Annotated in this window: 24 protein-coding genes and 2 pseudogenes; 4 read left to right on the top strand and 22 right to left on the bottom strand. The window is 37.3% G+C overall.

Going from position 1 to position 21,768, the window contains the following annotated elements; translation table 11 throughout:
• Positions 1 to 13: 13 nt before the first annotated feature.
• The 3 genes from ACWOEC_RS07085 (at position 14) to ACWOEC_RS07075 (ending at position 5,484) form a co-directional block, all read left to right on the top strand.
• The gene (locus tag ACWOEC_RS07085; protein WP_455306970.1) at positions 14 to 1,930 is read left to right on the top strand and encodes a heavy metal translocating P-type ATPase; all 1,917 of its coding nucleotides are present in this window, start codon (positions 14 to 16) and stop codon (positions 1,928 to 1,930) included.
• Positions 1,931 to 2,166: 236 nt separating this feature from the next.
• Positions 2,167 to 4,527 (top strand): phosphoketolase family protein, encoded by a 2,361-nt coding sequence (locus ACWOEC_RS07080; RefSeq protein ID WP_455306968.1) that lies wholly within the window; start codon positions 2,167 to 2,169, stop codon positions 4,525 to 4,527.
• A 75-nt stretch (positions 4,528 to 4,602) separates the two neighbouring features.
• Positions 4,603 to 5,484 (top strand): DegV family protein, encoded by an 882-nt coding sequence (locus ACWOEC_RS07075; protein WP_455306966.1) that lies wholly within the window; start codon positions 4,603 to 4,605, stop codon positions 5,482 to 5,484.
• Between the two features lie 166 nt (positions 5,485 to 5,650).
• Here the strand turns inward: ACWOEC_RS07075 and ACWOEC_RS07070 are convergent, their stop codons facing one another.
• The 6 genes from ACWOEC_RS07070 to ACWOEC_RS07045 form a co-directional block, all read right to left on the bottom strand.
• Positions 5,651 to 6,436: a glucose-1-dehydrogenase gene (locus ACWOEC_RS07070; protein ID WP_455306964.1), complete on the bottom strand. Its 786-nt coding sequence runs from the start codon at positions 6,434 to 6,436 to the stop codon at positions 5,651 to 5,653.
• A 15-nt stretch (positions 6,437 to 6,451) separates the two neighbouring features.
• Positions 6,452 to 6,988, bottom strand: a complete 537-nt coding sequence (gene msrA / locus ACWOEC_RS07065) for a peptide-methionine (S)-S-oxide reductase MsrA (protein WP_455306962.1) — start codon at positions 6,986 to 6,988, stop codon at positions 6,452 to 6,454.
• Positions 6,989 to 7,128: 140 nt separating this feature from the next.
• Positions 7,129 to 8,040 (bottom strand): aldo/keto reductase, encoded by a 912-nt coding sequence (locus tag ACWOEC_RS07060; RefSeq protein ID WP_455306960.1) that lies wholly within the window; start codon positions 8,038 to 8,040, stop codon positions 7,129 to 7,131.
• 27 nt (positions 8,041 to 8,067) lie between these two features.
• Positions 8,068 to 8,727, bottom strand: a complete 660-nt coding sequence (locus tag ACWOEC_RS07055) for a DUF998 domain-containing protein (protein WP_455306958.1) — start codon at positions 8,725 to 8,727, stop codon at positions 8,068 to 8,070.
• Entirely contained in the window at positions 8,724 to 9,326 is a 603-nt protein-coding gene (locus tag ACWOEC_RS07050; protein ID WP_455306956.1) for a hypothetical protein, read from the bottom strand. Before ACWOEC_RS07050 ends, ACWOEC_RS07055 begins: the two co-directional genes overlap by 4 nt.
• A gap of 211 nt (positions 9,327 to 9,537) precedes the next feature.
• Positions 9,538 to 10,428, bottom strand: a complete 891-nt coding sequence (locus ACWOEC_RS07045; protein WP_455306954.1) for a 3-hydroxyacyl-CoA dehydrogenase — start codon at positions 10,426 to 10,428, stop codon at positions 9,538 to 9,540.
• Between the two features lie 319 nt (positions 10,429 to 10,747).
• Here ACWOEC_RS07045 and ACWOEC_RS07040 point away from each other — a divergent pair, with 319 nt between their 5' ends.
• The gene (locus ACWOEC_RS07040; protein ID WP_297077620.1) at positions 10,748 to 11,899 is read left to right on the top strand and encodes a cobalamin-independent methionine synthase II family protein; all 1,152 of its coding nucleotides are present in this window, start codon (positions 10,748 to 10,750) and stop codon (positions 11,897 to 11,899) included.
• Between the two features lie 54 nt (positions 11,900 to 11,953).
• On the opposite strand, the gene ACWOEC_RS07035 is transcribed toward ACWOEC_RS07040, so the two are convergent.
• The 16 genes and pseudogenes from ACWOEC_RS07035 to ACWOEC_RS06960 form a co-directional block, all read right to left on the bottom strand.
• Positions 11,954 to 12,154 carry a hypothetical protein gene (locus ACWOEC_RS07035; RefSeq protein ID WP_297077614.1) on the bottom strand — a complete coding sequence of 67 codons (201 nt, stop codon included), beginning with the start codon at positions 12,152 to 12,154 and terminating at the stop codon, positions 11,954 to 11,956.
• A gap of 81 nt (positions 12,155 to 12,235) precedes the next feature.
• Positions 12,236 to 12,436: a cold-shock protein gene (locus ACWOEC_RS07030; RefSeq protein ID WP_297077612.1), complete on the bottom strand. Its 201-nt coding sequence runs from the start codon at positions 12,434 to 12,436 to the stop codon at positions 12,236 to 12,238.
• A gap of 224 nt (positions 12,437 to 12,660) precedes the next feature.
• Positions 12,661 to 13,401 (bottom strand): tRNA pseudouridine(38-40) synthase TruA, encoded by a 741-nt coding sequence (gene truA, locus ACWOEC_RS07025; RefSeq protein WP_455306951.1) that lies wholly within the window; start codon positions 13,399 to 13,401, stop codon positions 12,661 to 12,663.
• A 100-nt stretch (positions 13,402 to 13,501) separates the two neighbouring features.
• On the bottom strand, positions 13,502 to 13,684 hold the full coding sequence (locus ACWOEC_RS07020) for a hypothetical protein (RefSeq protein WP_455306949.1): 183 nt from the start codon (positions 13,682 to 13,684) through the stop codon (positions 13,502 to 13,504).
• 169 nt (positions 13,685 to 13,853) lie between these two features.
• Positions 13,854 to 14,096, bottom strand: a complete 243-nt coding sequence (locus tag ACWOEC_RS07015) for a TipAS antibiotic-recognition domain-containing protein (protein WP_455307044.1) — start codon at positions 14,094 to 14,096, stop codon at positions 13,854 to 13,856.
• Between the two features lie 38 nt (positions 14,097 to 14,134).
• Complete coding sequence (locus ACWOEC_RS07010) at positions 14,135 to 14,599, bottom strand: MerR family transcriptional regulator (protein WP_455306947.1); 465 nt, start codon at positions 14,597 to 14,599, stop codon at positions 14,135 to 14,137.
• Positions 14,600 to 14,899: 300 nt separating this feature from the next.
• Positions 14,900 to 15,670: an ABC transporter permease gene (locus tag ACWOEC_RS07005; protein ID WP_455306945.1), complete on the bottom strand. Its 771-nt coding sequence runs from the start codon at positions 15,668 to 15,670 to the stop codon at positions 14,900 to 14,902.
• Positions 15,663 to 16,595 (bottom strand): ABC transporter ATP-binding protein, encoded by a 933-nt coding sequence (locus tag ACWOEC_RS07000; RefSeq protein ID WP_455306943.1) that lies wholly within the window; start codon positions 16,593 to 16,595, stop codon positions 15,663 to 15,665. The genes ACWOEC_RS07005 and ACWOEC_RS07000 overlap by 8 nt, the downstream gene beginning before the upstream one ends.
• On the bottom strand, positions 16,592 to 16,891 hold the full coding sequence (locus ACWOEC_RS06995) for an ArsR/SmtB family transcription factor (protein WP_455306941.1): 300 nt from the start codon (positions 16,889 to 16,891) through the stop codon (positions 16,592 to 16,594). The genes ACWOEC_RS07000 and ACWOEC_RS06995 overlap by 4 nt, the downstream gene beginning before the upstream one ends.
• A gap of 206 nt (positions 16,892 to 17,097) precedes the next feature.
• Complete coding sequence (locus ACWOEC_RS06990; protein WP_455306939.1) at positions 17,098 to 17,274, bottom strand: hypothetical protein; 177 nt, start codon at positions 17,272 to 17,274, stop codon at positions 17,098 to 17,100.
• A gap of 317 nt (positions 17,275 to 17,591) precedes the next feature.
• A pseudogene (locus ACWOEC_RS06985) lies at positions 17,592 to 18,392 on the bottom strand (RNA-guided endonuclease TnpB family protein); the annotation flags it as partial.
• A 45-nt stretch (positions 18,393 to 18,437) separates the two neighbouring features.
• A pseudogene (locus tag ACWOEC_RS06980) lies at positions 18,438 to 18,482 on the bottom strand (hypothetical protein); the annotation flags it as partial.
• Positions 18,483 to 18,532: 50 nt separating this feature from the next.
• A complete protein-coding gene (locus ACWOEC_RS06975) occupies positions 18,533 to 18,922 on the bottom strand; it encodes an ATP-binding cassette domain-containing protein (RefSeq protein ID WP_455306937.1) in 390 nt (129 codons plus the stop codon).
• A gap of 66 nt (positions 18,923 to 18,988) precedes the next feature.
• Complete coding sequence (locus ACWOEC_RS06970; protein ID WP_455306935.1) at positions 18,989 to 20,044, bottom strand: Gfo/Idh/MocA family protein; 1,056 nt, start codon at positions 20,042 to 20,044, stop codon at positions 18,989 to 18,991.
• A 12-nt stretch (positions 20,045 to 20,056) separates the two neighbouring features.
• Positions 20,057 to 21,025, bottom strand: a complete 969-nt coding sequence (locus tag ACWOEC_RS06965; protein WP_455306933.1) for a sugar phosphate isomerase/epimerase family protein — start codon at positions 21,023 to 21,025, stop codon at positions 20,057 to 20,059.
• Entirely contained in the window at positions 21,026 to 21,766 is a 741-nt protein-coding gene (locus ACWOEC_RS06960) for a sugar phosphate isomerase/epimerase family protein (protein ID WP_455306931.1), read from the bottom strand.
• Between the last annotated feature and the right edge of the window lie 2 nt (positions 21,767 to 21,768).

Here is a 21,768-nt window from a genome sequence, read left to right as displayed (position 1 = left end):
GGGGGCTATTCTCATGAGCGATTCACAAAAAGCAATCGGTTCTACCTTATCTTGTCTTATTTTTATGATTATCGGATTCGTCATGGAACGTCTGTCAATCCCTTTTTATCAAGTCGTTTTTGCTATCGCGATTTTAACCGGTGGTGCCAAACAAACGATCGAAGGATTGACTGACACATTTGAAAATAAAACACTAAACGTTGACTTATTGATGGCACTAGCAGCAATCGGTGCTGCGATTATTGGAAATTGGTTCGAAGGAGCGATGTTGATTTTCATCTTCTCTTTAAGTGGGGCCCTAGAAGAATACACAACCAATAAGAGCAAAAAAGAAATCGCCAGTTTGATGCAATTGCAACCTGAAACAGCACTGCGCTTGGAACAAGACGGTACGACGACTGAAATCGACGTATCCGCACTGATGATCGGTGATTTAGTGATGGTTCCAAAGGGGACTAGTATTCCAATCGACGGAGAGATGGTCAAAGGCTTCTCTACGATCGACGAAGCTGCAATCAGTGGTGAATCGATCCCTGTTGAAAAAACAACTGGGGATATGCTATTTGGTGGGACGATCAATTTGGGAAACGCGATTACACTAAAAGTAACAACAAAATCTGATGATACACTCTTTGCAAAAATCATTCAGTTGGTAAACGAAGCACAAAGCACTCCTTCCCAAACAGCATCTTTTATTGAAAAAATTGAAAATATCTATGTCAAAGCAGTCTTGATCATTATTCCATTAATGATCTTTATCCCTTATCTTTTCTTAGGATGGAGTTTCTATGAAAGTTTTTACCGTGGAATGGTGTTACTTGTCGTCGCTTCTCCATGTGCGCTAGTAGCCAGTGCTACACCAGCTACGCTTGCTGCCATTTCAAACGGCGCACGAAATGGTGTTTTATTTAAAGGTGGAATTTATTTAGAAAATTTAGCTGCTTTAAAAGCAATCGCCTTTGATAAAACAGGAACATTGACTAATGGTGCTCCTGTGGTGACTGACTTTACATTCACCACTACTTCAATCGAAGCACAACAAGAAGCACTAGATGTATTATTGACTATTGAGGGAACTTCTACACATCCTTTAGCTACAGCGATTACGACACGTTTTAAAGAACATAAACAGCGAGTCATTTCAGATATTGAGATCAAAGATGTAACTGGTTTTGGTTTAGAAGGAATCATCAAAGAGGATATTTGGAAAGTTGGGAAAGAAGGTTTTCTAAATGGTTTGACTCTTTCTACTACGATCCAAAAAGAAGTTTCTCAGTGGCAAGAAGAAGGAAAAACAGTGATTTATCTTGCGAAGAATCAAGAGATTTTAGGCTATTTTGGATTACTAGATGTGCCAAAAGCTGAAGCTGCTGCAGCAATCGCTTATTTCAAACAAGAAGGCATCCACACAACAATGATTACAGGTGACCATTACGCTACTGCTAAAGTTATTGGGGATGCACTTGAAATCGATGAGATCCATGCAGACTTTTTACCAGAAAATAAAACTACGCTAATCAATCAACAAAAAGAAATTTATGAAATCAATGCAATGGTCGGAGATGGTATCAATGACGCCCCTGCTTTAGCCAATGCATCGATTGGGATCGCGATGGGTGGCGGAACGGATATCGCCATGGACGTAGCCGATATGGTCTTGATGCAAAATGACTTAGAAAAATTACAAATGAGTCATATGATGTCGAAAAAATTAAAACGCATCGTACTACAAAATATTGTTTTTTCTGCATCGGTCATTTTCCTGTTGATCCTATCGAATTTATTCCAAGTTATCAATTTACCTCTTGGTGTTGTTGGTCATGAAGGAAGTACTATTTTAGTGATTTTAAATGGCTTAAGAATGCTAAAAACCATCCCTGTTCACACTACGACTAAACAACTGACAGAAACTAAAAAACAATTTGCATAAACTAAAAAAAACTGCCATTAGTGTCAGTTTTTTTGACTAATATAGAAAAATTTGACTTTTATTTTTAAGCGGCGAGTCTTTATACGCACACTTTATACATCAAGGTAATAAACGTGAGATTTTAAGAAACGAACAAGTTTGTTCGTTTCACGCGTGATTATTTTACAATTTTTGTGATTTATTTTACAATTAAAGGGTAATTTTACGGTAAAAAATACTTAAAAGGAGTTTTTCCTATGACAGATTTTTCATCTCAAGACTATTTAGACAAAGTTGATGCCTATTGGCGTGCTGCCAATTATCTTTCTGTAGGACAATTGTACCTAAAAGATAATCCTTTATTGGATCGACCAATTACAGCTGAGGATGTCAAAGTCCACCCAATTGGTCACTGGGGAACGATCGCTGGACAAAATTTTGTGTACGCACATTTAAATCGTGTGATCAATAAGTATGATTTGAATATGTTTTTTATTTCTGGTCCTGGTCACGGTGGACAAGTGATGGTTTCAAATTCTTATTTAGATGGTAGTTATTCAGAAATTTATCCTAAAATCTCGGCGGATAAGCATGGGATGAAAGAGTTGTTTAAACAATTTTCATTCCCTGGAGGTATCGCCTCACATGCAGCACCTGAGACACCTGGATCGATCCATGAAGGTGGCGAACTAGGATATGCCTTGTCACATGCGACTGGTGCGATCTTAGACAATCCAGATGTGATTGCAGCGACTGTGATTGGTGATGGTGAATCGGAAACTGGACCTTTAGCTGCTGGTTGGTTTTCAAACACCTTTATCAACCCAGTAAACGATGGAGCGGTATTGCCGATTCTTTACTTAAATGGCGGAAAAATTTCCAATCCAACGATTCTATCACGCAAATCAAATGAAGATTTGATCAAATATTTCGAAGGGATGGGTTGGAAACCGTATATCGTCGAAGGTGACGATCCCAAAAAAGTACACCCGATCATGGCTGAAACTTTAGATCACGTGATCGAAGAGATCCATACTATCCAAGAAGATGCACGCAAACATCCCGCTAAAGACGCTCAAATGCCACATTGGCCAGTCATTTTATTTAGAACACCAAAAGGTTGGACTGGACCGAAAGAATGGGATCATGAAAAAATCGAAGGAACGTTCCGAGCTCATCAAGTCCCAATCCCAGTGGATGCACATCATATGGAACATATCGACAAATTGATCGATTGGTTGAAATCTTATCGTCCTGAAGAACTATTTACTACAGAAGGAAAATTAATCGATGAATTAAAAGAAATAGCACCAAAAGGCGACCGTAGAATGTCGACCAACCCGATCACAACAGGTGGACTCGATCCTAAACCACTTGTTATGCCCGACTGGAAACAATATGCTGTAGATACAACAACACCCGGTGCAGTCATGGCGCAAGATATGATCGTATTTGGTGAACATGCGCGTGATATCGTGAAACATAATCCGACGAATTTCCGTATCTTTGGACCTGATGAGACAAAATCTAATCGTCTGAACAAAGTGTTTGATGTGACTGATCGTCAATGGTTAGAACCTAAAAATAGCGATGATGAGTGGCAAAGTTCAGTTGGTCGTGTTATCGACGGACAACTATCAGAACATCAATCAGAAGGATTTTTAGAAGGCTATGTATTAACTGGTCGACACGGTTTCTTTGCAAGCTATGAATCATTTTTACGTGTCGTAGATTCAATGCTGACACAACACTTTAAATGGATGCGTAAAGCTAATGAACACGTCTGGCGCAAACGCTATCCATCGTTAAATGTGATCTCAACTTCAACTGTTTTTCAACAAGATCACAATGGTTACACACATCAAGATCCAGGTATTTTGACGCATTTAGCTGAGAAAAAACCTGAATTTATCCGAGAATATTTACCGGCAGATGCCAATAGTTTAATGGCCGCAATGCATAAAGCTCTACAAGATGAGCAAGTAATCAACTTGATCGTCTCATCTAAACATCCACGCCCGCAATTTTATTCTGCCAAAGAAGCAGAGATCCTAGTCAATGAAGGATTAAAAATTATCGACTGGGCAAGTACGGTAGCTGAACATGAAGAACCTGATCTAGTTGTAGCTTCAGCTGGTACCGAACCAAACCTAGAAGCGTTGGCTGCGGTTTCTATTTTACATGAAGCATTCCCTGAACTTAAAATCCGGTTCATCAATATCGTAGACTTATTAAAATTACGTCATCCGTCAATTGATCCACGTGGCTTGAGCGACGAAGAATTCGACGAGTACTTCACGACAGATAAACCTGTGTTATTTGCTTTCCACGGTTACGAAAATATGATCCGTGATATCTTCTTTGATCGCAAAAACCATCATGTGTTGATCCATGGTTATCGTGAAAATGGTGATATCACGACACCATTTGATATGCGTGTGTTTAGCGAATTGGATCGTTTCCACCTAGCTAAAGATGCAGCTGCTCATGTATTTGGTGAAAAAGCACACGAGTTTATGGCAAAAATGGATGATACATTAGCCTATCACCATGACTATATCCGTGAAAATGGTATGGATATTCCTGAAGTAACGGATTGGACATGGAAAACTTTATAATCTATACTAAATACGCTCATACATTTTTGTATGAGCGTATTTCTTAGTTTTATGGCACATAACTGGAGGTTTTTTATGTCCGACTATCAACTTACTTGTAGCTCTACAGTCGATCTTTCTTTGGCACAACTAGCCGAATATTCGATCGCTTATCTTCCCTTTCATTTTCAACTAAATGAGACACAATACGTCGATGACTTTGGCCAAAGTATGACTTATAGCGAATTTTATACAGCAATAAAACATGGCGCAATGCCTACGACTTCACAAAACAATCCTGCTGCTTACTGTGAATTTTTCATTTCCTTTTTAAAAGCGGGAAGAGATATCCTACATATCGCTTTTTCTTCTGGTCTTTCTGGCGATTACCAATCTGCTTGTATGGCAAAAGAACTCTTGAAAGAACAATTTCCTGATCGATCAATCGAGATTATTGACTCTCTAGCTGCTTCTTCAGGTTATGGTTTATTGCTTTTAGAAGTAGCAAAACAAAAACAACAAGGTGCTAGCCTAAATGAAACGGTAGTGTTTGCGTTAAAGACACGTTTGCACATCCAACATTGGTTTTTTTCAACCGATCTATCATACTACAAACGTGGCGGTCGCATTAGTGCAACGACAGCAGCGATTGGTGGCGCCTTACATATTTGTCCAGTCATGATGATGGATGCTAAAGGAATGTTAACACCTCATCATAAAGTACGAGGTAAGAAAAAGGCCATTCGCGCACTTTGTGAGCAATTCCAAATACATGTGCAAGATTTAGATAATATACCGCACTGTTTTATTTCTCACTCAGATTGCTTAGATGACGCTTTAGCTTTAGAAACACAACTAACTTCTACTTTCCCAGAACTTCGTGATCATATCACTATTTTTTCGATTGGAACGGTAATTGGCTCTCATACTGGTCCTGGAACGGTTTCTCTCTTTTTCAAAGGAGATGTTCGACACTAAAAAAGGATGTGACCGAAATCTGTCACATCCCTTAACAATCAAACAAATAGCGTTCAAGAAGTCACTTCTTTAGAAATAAGCTAGATAATTCCCAAAACAGGTGAAACCACTATCGGAATTATTTGGCTTATTTCTTTAGGCTACCTCCTTCTACCATAATCTATGTTTAGCCTTTACCATCTTGAAACGCTGGATATAGTGTCATTCCACCGTCAACAAACAACGTAACTCCTGTCACATAGCTTGCTTCTTTAGAAATCAACCAAGCTGCCGCTGCCGCAACTTCTTCTGGATCTCCGATACGTTGCATTGGAATCATCGCTTCCGTTTCTGCACGTTTTTGTGCATCTTCAAATTTGTCAGCATTGATCGGTGTTTCAATAGCACCAGGCCCAATACTATTGACTCGAATATTCTTGCTCGCATATTCCATTGCGATTGCTTGCGTAAAGCCTTTCACACCAAATTTTGATGCAGTATAGTGTGCAAAAGTCGGCCATGGAATCTGTTCATGAACTGAAGAGATATTTAAGATCACACCTGGAATATTTTGTTCGACAAAGTAAGCTAAGGCAGCTTTCGAACCGATAAATACCCCCGTCAAATTGACATCGAGCACTTGTTGCCAGTCTTCTAAACTAAGCTGATGTGTTGGCTGTTGATTTTCCATCCCTGCATTATTGATCCACACATCTAGTCTTCGATAATGTTCGATAGCCTTTTTGATCAAGGTAGCTACACCTTCTTCTATACTGATGTCAGATTGAACAGCTATCGCTTGTCCACCAGCTTTTTCAACTAATTGAACAGCCTCATCCGCCCCATCGTCATCTGAACGATAATTGATGATGACCTTCATCTTCTCTTTGCCTAAGCGTTCTGCAATCGCCGTTCCGATTCCTTTAGAACCACCTGTAACCACCACTACTTTACCAACTAAGTCTTCATACATAATTTATCCCACCTTTTATTGCGCATCTTTCCAATGTTTTCTTAAAAATTTACCTCGACCTGATCCTTCTCGGTACAATCCATAATGAAAACTATTTTTTTTATAGTAATCTTGATGATAGTCTTCGGCCGGATAAAGCGGTTGTGCGGCTTCGATATTTGTCACAACCGGTGTATCAAATTTACCACTATCGTTTAGTGCTTGTTTAGAAGCTTCGGCAATTTCTTTTTGCTCTGGAGTCGTGTAAAAAATAACTGGACGATAAGAATCACCACGATCAGCAAACTGACCAAATGCATCAGTCGGATCTGTTTGTTGCCAATAAATCTCAACTAATTTTTCATAAGGTAAAACATTAGGGTCGTACGTAATTTCAACTGCTTCCGTATGCCCAGTAGTTCCTGTAGTCACTTGTTCATATGAAGGGTTGACCACATGTCCTCCTGTATATCCTGATACAACTGAGATCACTCCAGGATATTCATCAAAAGGATGAACCATACACCAAAAACAGCCACCTGCAAAAATTGCTTTTTCATATTGTGTCGTCATCTCACTCACACTCCTTCTTGATTTCTATGATAAGCCCTTTCAAAAAATAAAGAAACCGATTTGCTCAATAAAAAACAAGCAGATAAAATTCATCTGCTTGTTTCTCAAAGCTTAAATACACATCAATTAAAATTTTATAATTATGGTAAGATATTGCCTGCTGCACGATAGATCTCGTACCACTCTTCGCGTGAGAGTACGATCTCAGATGCTTTGACAATTTCCTTGATACGTTGCGGATTCATAGTACCAGCAATGACTTGCATGTTTGCTGGATGACGTAAAATCCAAGCTGTTGCAAGCCCAGTCGTTGTAATATTATGTGCTTGAGCAATTTTGTCAAGAACGTGATTCAACTCTGGGAATTTTTCATTTCCAATAAAGACACCTTCAAAAAAGCCATACTGATAAGGTGACCAAGCTTGAATCGTTTGATCATGTAAACGAGAATAATCTAGAATACTTCCGTCATGATCGATACTCGCTTCATCTTGCATATTGACATGAATCCCCTGATCAATCATACCGGTATGTTTGATTCCAAATTGTAGTTGGTTTGCCATGATTGGTTGGGCTAAGTGTTTTTTTAGCAACTCAATTTGCATCGGTTTTTGATTGCTCACACCAAAATAACGAACTTTCCCCTGTGCTTCTAACTGATCAAATGCTTCTGCTACTTCCTCTGGCTCAACTAAAGTATCGGGACGGTGCAATAATAAAGCATCCAAATATTCCACGCCTAAACGACTTAAACTCGCATCGACTGATTCAATAATGTGTTCTTTTGAAAAATCAAAAAAGCCTTTACGAATCCCACATTTACTTTGAATAAAAATATCTTCACGAGAAAATGAAGCTTCTTTTAACGAACGACCAAAAATACTTTCGCATTCACCTTGCCCATAAATATCCGCATGGTCTACAAAATTGATTCCTTGCGCCACTGCTTCTTCGATAACAGTAGTTGGATTTTCTGCATTAACTAACCGCATGCAACCTAAAATCACTGCTGAAACTTCTTGTCCACTACTTCCAAAAGGTACTTGCTTCATATTATTCCCTCCAACACCAAGATGGTTTTATTTTACCATACTTTTTGAAAAGGGTTTCTTTTGACGGCTGTTTTCTTGCCAAATAAAATATAAAATCGGAAAATAATTAAACAAAAAACTAACACGTTGCCATAAGCCTAATTGACCGAATATCACGGTTTGTTGTAATGCTGGGATTCGAGCGAATGCATACACTAGTGCAAAGAGAACACTTAAGCAAAAAAAGCCAAGATATATACGGGTTTGCTGTATATTTGGTTTTCGTTTAGTAAATAAAGCAGCACACAAAGGAAAAGCGAAGAATCCTGTATACCCAACACCAGATCCCACATTATGTACCCAGGTTGAAAAATTCCAATTTGCTTCATGTATATCGACACTAAATAAGCCTGTAAAAATACAATCTCCCACTCCATACAAAGCGATGGAAAGTACCAATAACCATGCAGCTACTTTTGATACTGGTCGTGCAACTTGATAAAGGTAAGGGAATCCCAAACAATAAAAACTTCCCGCAACCACTGACCAAATCAAAAAAGCTGTTCGTACAGGACTTCCCACATCTCCAATCAAACTCATGACGTCCTTAAATTGATTTACTGTCGGATCAAATAATCCTAGAATATAAGGAGTTAAAAAATCACTGATCACACCAATCAACAAACAAATACGACTAAATTGTTTCATTCTATTTTCTCCTCTTCTACCAATTCTTCCTTGTCTGTGTGAAATAAAATCTCTTTGACTTTAGGAAATTTTTTCATTAAAAAGAAAAGATAAAACAAACTCGATGCACCGTACAATGCCCAAGCATACCAACTATCTGATTTTTCTTCTAACCCTTGAAAACGATAAATGCTAAATAAATCATTTAATAATTCTTCATATAAGTGATGAGTCAGATCTTCTTGCTGTGTCAAAATCACAATTTGAATAAATACTTGAACAAAAAAGATCGCAAACCAGCCGTATAAATAATGATGCCCTCCTTTGACTAGCACTACCTTTTTATAAATTTTTCGTTCTTTTCCATCTTCATAGAAATAATAAACAGGCGTTAGTTCTTGCAAGATATTCGAATATCTTGCTTGATAATAGCCAACTAATGCTCCAGCAATAATCGCAATCCCTAAAATCAACCAACTTTTTTGCGACGGCTCAAATACTAAAAGCACTTGGATCAATGAAAATCCTGGCAAAAAGAAATACGTAAACTTTTTTACTACACTAAACTCAAACTGTTCTCGAATAAAATAAAGCAATAATAGAAAAATTAGAATCGCCATTGTTTCACTTCCTTTTTTTCTTTAACGATACCGATTTTCAGTTGAGAATGCAAAGAAAAAAAGAAATCTGACGGGAGTCTGTCACAGACTCTAAAAGATCGGATACACATTGTTTCCAAAGTAACTTCTCTTTAAAATAAGCCAAATAATTACCGAAAAATGTGAAGCTGTTATCGGAATTATTCGGCTTATTTCACAGTCATTTTTTTATCTAACGTAAAAAGTTTGGATTCATGAATGCTGGTGATGGATAGTGGTAGAATCCTTCATTTGTACTGATTCCTAATTTATTTTGGTCGATGAATTCTTTTTTCACACGATCTGCTAATGGTTGAAGCTGTGTCTCTCCCATTTCGATGCGATGCAATAGTACATCGTATTGCGTTTTCATTCCAATCATATCAATCATACCAAATGGTCCCATCGCCATTTTAGTCGAAATCATCCAATCTTTGTCAATGGTTTGAGGATCACTTACACCATTTACCCAAAGAAACATTGCACTATCTAGTAATGGCATAATCATCGTATTTAGTACATATCCTGGTTGCTCTTTATGCAATTGAATCGGAATTAACCCGATTTCTTTAGCAAAGTTAACCACCATCTGTAAAATCTTTGGATCTGTATGTTTTTGTCCCATAATCTCTGCCGTGTTATATACCCAAATCTCATTGGCAAAATGTAAAGCCAATACTTTTTCTGGACGCCCACTAATATCAGCCAACTGACTTGGTAGCATCGTTGATGTATTAGTTGCCAAAATCGTTTTTTCAGGGGCAAGTTTACCTAGTTGCTGAAATAGCGCTTGTTTAATGCTAAGTACCTCGGGAACAGCTTCGATCACTAAGTCAGCATCGGTTACGGCTTCATTTAAATCTGTCGTAAAATGTAATCTAGTCAATGCGTCTTTTGCTTGTTGAGGTGTTTGGAAATAGTTAGCATAAATCGTTTGATAACGTGACATATTTTCTTTGGCACGCTCTAAGAATTCTTGTTTGATATCGTATACCCATACGTCCTTCTCATGGTAAGCAGTTTGAAAAGCAATTTGCGTACCCAATACACCTGCACCTGCTACTACAATTTTATTGATTGTCATATAAATTCCTCCTCTTTGATCATTAATTCACTTGGAGTATAGCGCGCTTTATTTCTCGCGACAAAAGAAAACCAAATTTTTACGATAAAATAACTTACAATATATAGTTTCACCCTGTTAAATCTTATTTTTATTTCAGAAAAAAAAACATTCGAATATCTTAAGAAAGTTTAACGATTCTTACAATCGACCTTACAATAATGTAATAATTACGCTTACTATAAAAAAAAACTATAACTAGATTAAGTAAATAGCTATTATTTTTATTTTAAAATTTTTGTTACACTTCTTCTAACACATAAATAGGGGGAAAAATATTATGACAACAGATCGTTTTCAACTAGTGGGTTCACTACTTAGACCAGAGGATTTATTACAATATAAACAACAAATCGAACATCGTGAGGATATTCAATACCCTTTTTATGAGGACTTTGAGGGTTATCAAGAAGTTGAATCGCAAGCGATTGAAGCGATCGTGGAAAAACAAAAGGCTGAAGGAATCAGTATTGTCACAGATGGAGAACTATCAAAATCTATGTGGCATCTAGATTTTTTATGGGGATTTGATGGGATCGAGCGTTTTATCGCAGACAATGGATATTCTTTTGAAGACTTAGACGGTGGTGATTTTGAAACGAGAAAAGATATTGGAATCCGTATTACCGCACCACTCTCAGGAAAAAATCATCACTTTATCGAAATTTTTAAAGCCGTTCAAGCACAAGCCAAAGATACACCAACAAAAATCACTGTCTGGGGTGCGGCTCATGCATTTACTGAATTGGTCGTTTTCAATCAATTATTTGGACCAGATCAAGTCTACAAGACTAAAGCTGACTTAAAACTCGCTGTCTTAAATGCTTACAAAGAATTTTTGGATGAATTTGCTAAAGTGGGCGGAAAAATCGTTCAATTCGATGACTGTTTATGGGAGTTATTTGCAGAAGACAATGAGAAAAGCTTTTTTAAAGCTGGCACAAAAGGCTTGGAAGATTTAGCAGATGAGTTTGTAGCAGTAAATAATGAAATTATCGATTATGCGCATCAATTAAATTTAGAAGTTTGGACACATAATTGTCGCGGAAATTATCAAAGCCGTCATGCTTCTAATGGCACGTATCAAGCGATTGCAGAAAAATTTTTACGTGATCAACATTATGATCGCTTCTTTTTAGAATGGGATGATGAACGTGCAGGGGATCTTGAAGCTTTGAAAGTGTTACAAGATCGTCCAGAAACAGAAGTTGTCCTTGGTCTACTTTCTAGTAAGACCAATCATTTAGATGACGAAGAACGAGTCTTTCGTTTATTAGACCAAGCAAGTAGTATTTTACCTAAAGAACGGCTTTACCTTTCACACCAATGCGGTTTCGCTTCTTGTGATTGCGGAAACGAATTATCCCATGAACAACAATGGGCGAAAATCAAACAAGGACAAAAAATCGCTGCTACCTATTGGGGCGAATAAAAAAGTACGCAGTTTGCTATCAATTTGAATAGCAGACTGCGTACTTTTTTAATTCTATAAAATGACTAAATTTTCGTATTTAACAACTTGCTTTTCTTGTTCTGCTTCCATTAAAACGACTGCCGTATTGACTAGTAATGCATCGATTGTTCCAACCGCTGCTTGAGAGTTAGCGACTACAGATACTTTTTGTCCTACATGAAACGCTTCGCCTTTTTCAGAAGGAACAACCTTTTTCCAAGTATTAAATACCATAATTTAGACCTCTCCTTAAATGTTTTATCTTATTAAAAAAACACGATTCAAGAACCTTGAATCGTGTTGAATAAGTAAGTTTTAGTTTTTTTGGATGTTTGTTGCTTGAAGACCACGTTGACCTTCTTCAACATCGAAAGTCACTGCTTGACCTTCTTCTAAAGTTTTGAAACCTTCACCTTGGATTGCTGAGAAGTGAGCAAAAACGTCTTGTCCGTCTTCTTTAGTGATAAATCCAAAACCTTTGTCTGCGTTAAACCATTTTACTGTACCGTTGTTCATAATAAAATTCCTCCTTGTGCTATGCACAATCATTTTTTTGCAATAATTTCTTGATTAAAAAAGAGGAATTTTGGTGTTGCTAAAAATTACCAATTGATTAATGTTCAAATATACTACTCCTCTATCATACAACGTTTGCACTTAAAAGTATAGGGTATACTGCTGTTTATTTTATTCTATAAGAGAAACTTAATCTTTTCGTACTCATTTTTAATCGTTTAGTTTTAATCGTATTTTACAAAATCTAAAAATAGGCCTTGTGCGGGCATCGTTTCCCCTGCTTCGCTACGTACTTTATATTCAAAAATCGTATTGATCTGGTCGATCTTCATCTTTCCTGTTCCAATTTCGACTAGTGTTCCTACAAGTATTCGGACCATTTTATGCAAGAATCCATTTCCTGTAAAGGTGAAATGGAGTTTATGTCCTTCACGCTCGATGCGAATCTCCTCAATTGTACGTACGGTTGATTTTTTCGTCTTTTTCAAAGCTGAGAAACCAGCAAAATCGTGAGTACCACATAACAATGCGGCAGCTTTTTGCATGGCATCGAGGTTTAATGTTTCTGGATAATGGTAGCTATAATGGCGCTCAAATGCTGAGGGAATCGGATCATTCCATAGATAATAGCTATATGTCTTTCCTCTTGCATTGTAGCGAGCATGGAATCGTTCCGGTACTTCTTCAACTTTTTTGACAACAATGTCTTGTGGTAGATATTTATGGAAAAATTCAAGCATCTCTGTTAGGTCACCTGTGTAATTCGTTTTAAAATTTGCAACTTGATTTAATGCATGTGTCCCTGCATCGGTCCGACCGGAACCTACGATCTCGATTGTTTCTCCTGTCAACTGCTTGATAATGTTTTCGATTTTCCCTTGGATCGTTTTATCAGTGTTCCCTAAGCGTTGCCACCCTTGATACCGAGTACCATCATATTCAATCGTCATTTTAATATTGCGCATTTCTTTCCCTCAATCTATTTAGATTTAAAAAAACAGTAGACTTGGCTACTGTTTTTCAATATATTCGGTTTAGTATAGCAATATTTGTTCACTTAAGCAATTAAGCTTCTTGAAGATTAGCTACTTGCAGATCTTCTAATAAGACTAGCGCCGGTAACTCATTTAACTCTTGGATCTCAACCACTGCTGTACGCTCTAAAATCGTACGTACTCGCACATGATATGATTCTTCTTGTCCAATCACTTTCGAAAAATAAATCTCATTTTTTTGAACTTCATGCATCATGATTTCCTCCTCTCGTTCTTCACAAAAAGGAGTGTAACATACCATATAGTCATATTATGACTAGTTACATAAAAAGCGAGTCATTTTACTCTATTTTTTGCAAAAAAAAGATGATTTTATGACAAATTATTCTGGCTGTCTTATTTACGCTAACACCTTTTTATCGCTAGAGTAAAAGCGAGTGGATACTTTCACTTAAGCGCTTAGCTGCACCCTCACCAGCTTTGTGATCGTAATACTTTTGAAATCGTTCATCTTCTAAATATAAATCAGCAAGTTGTCGATGATAATCTACATTATAATATGGCGTGTAGTGCTGCAACCATTGTTTATGCAACGCTACGATTTGTGTTTGCTCATCAAGAGATAGTACTTGATTTTTGAGCAATACCATCAACTGTTGCTCGATTGCTTCAGCTGTTTGAAAATCATGTTCTGATTTTTTTTCTAAGTGTTCAATTGTCTTATTAACGATAGCTCTCCGTATTTCGTACTACTTTCTGCTTGATACTCTTGCTGTCGGATAAGTTTTTCTTCTTTCAATCCAATAAATTTTTCCTGGTCGTTCATCTGAATATCTCCTTTTTGATAAGCAATCGTTTTTTCCAATGTGTTTAACTGCAATTCGATTTGCTGTTTCATTTGTTTCAGTGCTTGGTATTGCTGTTCAAATAATATAAGTTGAGTAGTTGTGGGTTGATCAAGTAATTGTTGGATCTGCTGTAAAGAAAATCCAAGTTTTTTGTAAACTAAAATTTGCTGTAAACGGTCGACCTCTTTCGTACCATACAGTCGATATCCAGCACTAGTACGGGTCAAAGGAGATAATAGCTTAATTTGATCATAATAACGTAACGTCCTGCTACTTACTCCAGACAAAGTCGCGAGTTCTTTAATGTTATATTTTTCCATCGTCTTCCTCCTTTAGTTTGAGCATACACCTTAACGTTACGTCAAGGTCAACAAAAAAATAATATAACGTTTATGTAAGGTGAGTTTACAGTTTTGTTCGTAGTATTTTTAGATGATCGAGCGTATTATATAGACATAGAAGTGATGCTTTCATCCCCTTGAAGCATAAGTTATATAAGCCCCCAACTTATATAACTACGATTAGTTTTTCTAATTTATCACTTCCTCCATATAACCCGTACCCAACTCCCTAAAAAAAGGGTACAAAAAACGTCATGAGTCCCCCTCATGACGTTTTTTTTAGCTTCTTAAGCCTCTTCCGCGTTCAATTAAATAAAAGCTTGCTGTATATAAGACAAGGATGAACAATACTAAGATTTCTAATGAAATCCAAATATTAACATCGATCGTCCCTAAAAAACCATAGCGAAATCCTGATACCATGTAGACAATCGGATTGATTTTTGAGACAGCTTGCCAAAAGGGAGGCAACATTGTCACCGAATAAAAGACACCACCTAAATAAGTCAATGGTTGCAATACAAAAGTCGGCACGATCGAGACATCATCAAACGATTGCGCGAAGATTCCGTTTAGTAATCCCGCCAATGAGAATACGATAGCCGTCATAAGAACAGTTATAATGACGATAGCCCAAGAAAAAACATGTAAAGGAACAAAAAATAACGAAATCAAAGTTACCAATGCTCCTACTAAAATACTACGACCTAAACCTCCAAAAATAAATCCCCAAATGATCACGTGAGTCGGTACGGGCGCTACAAGTAATTCTTCAATATTTTTTTGAAATTTTTGCGAAAAGAAAGAAGAGGCGACATTTGAATAAGAGCTTGTAATTACAGACATCATGATCAAACCTGGTACGATGAACTCCATATAAGAAAAACCACCCATTTCTCCAATACGGCCACCAATTAAATTACCAAAAATGATGAAATATAACGATGTCGTAATCACCGGAGGTACGAGAGTTTGTACCCAAATCCGCATATAACGATTTGTTTCTTTTGCTGCCAAACTTTTTAATGCTGTTAAATAAAGATTAAACATGATCTGCCTCCACTTGCTTGTCTTCTGTGATTTTTAAAAACAACTCTTCTAAGCGATTTGATTTATTGCGCATCGATAAGACCTTAACACCTTGCGTAGACAATTGTTCAAAGACATGATTGACACCTTGATTACGTTCGACTTCGACTTCTAGTGTTCGCTCATCTTCAAACTGATGTGCATATCCAGTAATGATTGGTTTCGTATCAAAAGGTTCCAAATCAAAGATAAACGTTTCATATTGTAATTTAGCAAGCAATTCTTTCATACTTGTATTTTCAATAACTTGACCTGATTGAATAATCCCAATATTACGACAAAGCATTTCTGCTTCTTCCAAATAATGTGTTGTTAAAATAATTGTCGTTCCTTGTTCATTTAATTCACGTAAGAACGTCCACATTTCACGGCGTAACTCAATATCTACACCCGCTGTTGGTTCGTCTAAAATCAATAGTTTCGGTTCGTGCATCAATGCACGCGCAATCATCAAACGTCGTTTCATACCTCCTGAAAGCATTCGTGCTCTCTCGTTACGCTTTTCCCATAGATTGGATTGTTTCAAATACTTTTCGCTACGACGCAAAGCTTCTTTTCTCGGTACACCGTAATATCCAGCTTGATTCACTACGATTTGTTGCACTGTTTCAAACGGATTAAAATTAAATTCTTGCGGTACTAAGCCAATCTGTTGTTTTGCTTTCACTAGATCTTTATCTAGATCATATCCAAAAATCGTCACGCTACCTGCAGTTTTGTTAACTAAAGAGGTCATGATTCCAATTGTTGTCGATTTTCCTGCTCCGTTTGGTCCAAGCAAGGCATAAAAATCACCTGCTTCAACTGTCAAATCAATTCCTTTTAGCGCTTCTACTCCAGATGCATAAACTTTTTTCAGTCCTTTTATTTCTAGTGCATAGGTCATATGTGTGCTCCTTTATTCGATTCATTATTGTTGCTCAATGTGCTTAGATCATGTAATACATTCACCATTGCTTCTTCATGAAGTTTATAATAATGCCAAGATTTGCGTTTTTCCACACTTACAAAACCTGCTTGTTCTAAAATCTTCATATGATGAGAAAGCGTTGGTTGAGTAAATTCAAAATGTGGCAAAATCTCACAAGCACATTTGGCTTCTTGTTGTAATAACTTCAAAATCTTACGTCGATTTGGATCCGTTAATGCTTTGAGTCTGATTGAAAGTAACTCATGTTCCATATCCTCGCCTCCATATCGATAACAATCTATATAACTATAAAGAACTTTAAATTTTTTTGCAAGAAACTTGTATTTTTTCAAGAAAAAGATGATCTCATGATAACAGTCGATAGTCTCAAGACTTCAGTCAAAAAAAGAGTATTCTAGAACAACGTTTATTCGATGTTTAGGGGGTGTAACAGATGTCTATCACACCCCCATATTGCTTATTTATTGACTAAATCTTTTTTCGTATAACGAGCATAACCGCCTAATAAAAACAAAGCTCCTAGACCAACTACTCCAATACTATAATTAATAGAAAGAGAATCTGTGATTAGTTTACTAGGCAACGTTCGGTGAATAAATGACCAGTTTTCTAACCAAGTAAAGGTATCCGTCAAGGCAGATAAGATTCCTTCCTATCAAGTAAATACCAAATACGATTCCTAGACTGACCCCTATACTTTGACGATTTGATTTTAGCCAACTAGATAAGAAAAAACCGATACTGATCAATAGCCATAAAACGACCAGTTCTTGGCCAAAGATCAAACTTAATTTGTGAACTACTCCCCACTTAGCTAAACCTAGCGGTTTGTAACGCTTGAAGTGGGAGCTTCTTGGGAACAGAGCATACTTGATAGCGTATTTCTTTACTAACAGCGGTGTCTCTTATTTACCAAGCTATCCCCATAATTCCTACGGTTCTCGACTTTTTCTAAGCTAACGCTTGTATTCTTAGACCTTCACTCAAAATATTGATACTAGCGTTGATATCTCGATCGTGATGGGTATAGCAAATAGGACAAGTCCATTCTCGAATACTGAGTGGTTTCTTACCGTCTTTATGTCCACACTCTGAACAGATTTGACTAGATGGAAACCACTTGTCTACTTTGATGATTTCTCGCCCGTACCAGTCAGCTTTGTATTGTAATTTAGCCACAAAACTTGACCAAGATACATCAGATATACTTTTGGCTAATTTATGATTACGCAACATACCTTTTGTATTTAAGTCCTCAATACAGATCATATCGTGATTTTTGATAATATCTGTACTCAACTTATTCAGAAAATCAGTACGTTGATTCACTACTTTTTCGTGTACTCTAGCCACTCTACGTTTTTGTTTTTGATAATTTTTAGCTTCAAACAAATTGATACCCTTCTGTTTAGTCAATAAGGCACGCCTTGATACCTTACGTTGTTCGCGCTTGAGTTTCTTTTCCATTTTGGACGTGAATTTATTATTATCAACTTTTTGACCATCAGAAAGAATCGCAAAGTCTGTAATCCCTAGGTCAATACCCACAACCGAATTAGTTTTAGGCAATTCACTAACTTCTTCTTTGCACAACAAAGAAATATAATATTTACCACTTGAGTGACGGGATATTGTTGCAGATTTGATAACCCCTTTAGGGTGTCTATGGAGTTTAATTTTAATTAATGATTTTAACTTAGGAACTTTGACAAAGTTATTATCCATCAAAGCGATTGTTCCATTTTGACGATGACGAGTCAATTCTTCATAGAAACGATGTTGCATTAATGGATCTAATCCATTTGTTGGCTCATCTAAGATCAATAATCTAGGAGTGGTCAGTAACCCACAGGCTAAAGCTAATTTCTTTTTATTTCCTAAGGAGAGCTAATTCATTTTTTTGTAACGTCCATTAAGAATAACTTGATGTAGTAGGCAAACTGCTTTTCTTGCTCGATTTTAGACAGCTGATAACTATTGGCTACGACACGCATGATTTGTAGACTTGTCAAATTTGAATAAAAGCGCACATCGCTCGACACGTAACTTGTACACTGACGAATCTCTTTAGCCTTTTGATGATGATCCATTGCAAAGATCTCGACTGTACCTTGATCTGGTTGAATAAAATCAAGCATCGTTTTGATCGTTGTCGATTTTCTAGCACCGTTTGGACTGATAAATCCAAATACTTCTCCTCCTTTAACGGTAAAAGAAACGTCTTGAATTGCAGGTTTTTGCTGATAGAACTTTGAAATATTCTGTACATTAATTGCATTCATAGCGGTCACCTCTTTTATTTAGTATACAACAACCCCCCTTTCTAAAAAATGAAAGAGGGGGTTATCTTATAATTCAAATGGTAAAATTTGGCGTTGTTCATGTGACTCAAATAGTCGTTCAATCAAAGCCAGTACACGTCTTACTTCATCATTTTTCACAATAGGTTCTTCACCGTGTAAAATAACGCGGTAGACATTTTCATAAAACGACGCTTCTGGTTTAGTTGGTGTCTTGATTTCATCACTCGTCGTTGCTTCTTCAGATGGAGGCGCCATCGTTTTCGTCAAACCAGCACCTGCTTTTATTGGGATCAAATGATGATGATCGATCGTTCCTGTTTGCGATACGATTTCACCAGATAAATCCCAACCATCGATGCGCATCGTGCCTTCAAATCCTTTGACATACCAACGTGGTAATGTCACAAAATTCGTCGTCCCAACTTCAACGATAGCGCGTGTCCCATCTTCAAAGTAAAGATACGCAAGAAATCCATCATCAACTTCATTACCTAAAACGAAACTTAGATCCGCCATCACAGAAATCACTTTAGAATCGATTAGATAAAGCAATTGATCTAATAAATGAACTCCCCAATCAAGTAGCATTCCACCACCATGCTTTGCTTCATGGCGCCAGTCACCAGGAATACCATTTGCGCCTTGCACACGTGATTCAATTTGAAAGATTTCCCCGATTTTCTTCGTGTGATATAGCTCTTTTACCGCAAGAAAGTCTTCATCCCAACGTCTATTTTGATGTACGATAAATTGACGATCTTCTTGTTTTGCTGTTGCGAGAACTTGGTCTAGTTCTTTTGTCGTCATCATCACTGGTTTCTCACAAATCACATGTTTTTTTGCTTGCAATGCTTGAATCGCTAATTTACAGTGACTATCATTAGGCGTTGCAATCAAAACGACATCGATCAGTGGATCTGCAATCAGCTCTTCTACGGATTCATAGACTGTGAGTCCATTTTCTTTTGCTTTAGTTTTTTTGGAGTCATCGATATCATAGATACCGCCGATCTCAAACAATTCTTTTGGAATCAATGTATGCAGATGATAGCTCCCCATCCCACCATAACCAATCAAGCCTAAATGTAATGTTTTATGCATCGTTTATCTCCTTTATGTCCACCAAAGATCCGTCGGTTGTTCTTTGATCATAGTCGATTTTAAATTTGTTACCGCACGATCAAATCCTTCTGCGATCGACATCAACGGATCTTCATGTTCAATACTTAAAACATAGTCATAATCATATAGACGCAGGGCACTGATGATATTCGACCATTCTGTCATCGAATGCCCACATCCAACAGAACGAAACGTCCAAGCACGAGTCTGGACTTGATCGTATGGTTGCATATCCGTTAATCCGTACATGTTGATATTGTCTTGATCCAAATACGTATCTTTTGCATGAAAATGATGGATCGCTTGTTCTTTACCTAAAATTTTGATCGCCGCTACCGGATCAATCCCTTGCCACCATAGATGAGAAGGATCTAGATTACAGCCAATATGCTTACCCGCTGCATCGCGTAATTTCAACATCGTATAAGGAGTGTGTGCTAAAAAACCACCATGAAGTTCGATTCCAATATTCACACCAGCATGCTCACACTGCTCATTGATCATTTGCCAATACGGGATCAACTTCTTTTCCCACTGGTAGTGATAGTTATCGCCATACTCAGTAGGCCATGGCAATACCGGCCAATTGACACTTGTATCGGTTGCATTCCCACCTGAAATGCCCGAAAATCCATTGACTACTGGTACATGCATTAAACTTGCCAGACGAATCGTTTTTTGTAATAGTTCATCGGCAATTTTTGCTTCTTTTGGATCAGGAGATAGTGGATTATTATGGGCACTAAAGGCACTGATCGTTAAATTTTTGTCTGCTAAACGATGCAGATATTCTGTTCTTTTTTCACTACTAGCCAATAAGGTATCAATGTCACAGTGTGCATTTCCGGGAAATCCTCCTGTACCGATTTCGATGGTTTGCAACTCTCGTTTTGCTACTTCTTCTAGCATATCGTCAAAACTTAACTCATTAAATAATGGCGTAAAAACACCTAATTTCATTTAGTTTCCCTCGCTTTCTATACGTAATATTTCGAGTGCTCGATAATTTTTTTGTGCACTTTCTAAAGGAGCATACCGCTGAAACGCTTCTTGTTCGATAATCAACCACTCCATTTCATGTTGTTTTGCCCACTTTAGATAGGTTTTGATTGGTAAAACTCCTGAAGAAATCTCGGTACTTTCAATTGGTTCTTCTTGCATATCTTTTATGTGTAGCCAGTCGATATTTTTTTGATACTGATTTAAAAAAGCAATCACTGGATGTTTAGCATAGGCTACCCAATACGTATCAACTTCTAATGCCAAAGTAGGAAGTTTTTCTAACAAGATATCAAATGCGTGTGGGGTAACATCAAATTCATGCGCGTGGTTATGGTAACCTAGACGAAATGGAGTACCGACTAATTTTTCTTGGATCCTAGCCATACGTTTCGCATAGTTTCTCCACTCTTCAACCGTGTGTCCATCTAAGTAAGGCACGATCAAATTATGATTGCCAATCGTCTCTTCAAAAAGAAGAACTTCTTCAAAATGCTCTTCTAATTGTTCAATCGGATAATGAGTCCCGGATACTTCTAATCCTAATTCATCTAGACACATTTTGATGTCTGCAGCGGAATGATCAAAATAGCCTGCAAATTCAACTCCATCGTAGCCAAATCGTTTAACTTGTTTTAATGTAGCTAATAGATCTTCTTTTACGGTATCTTGAATGCTCCATAGTTGTAAACTGATTTTCATCT

The organism is Enterococcus bulliens (assembly GCF_053761865.1).
Note: the sequence above shows the minus strand (reverse complement) of the source record. Positions and strands in the feature narration are given on the sequence as shown.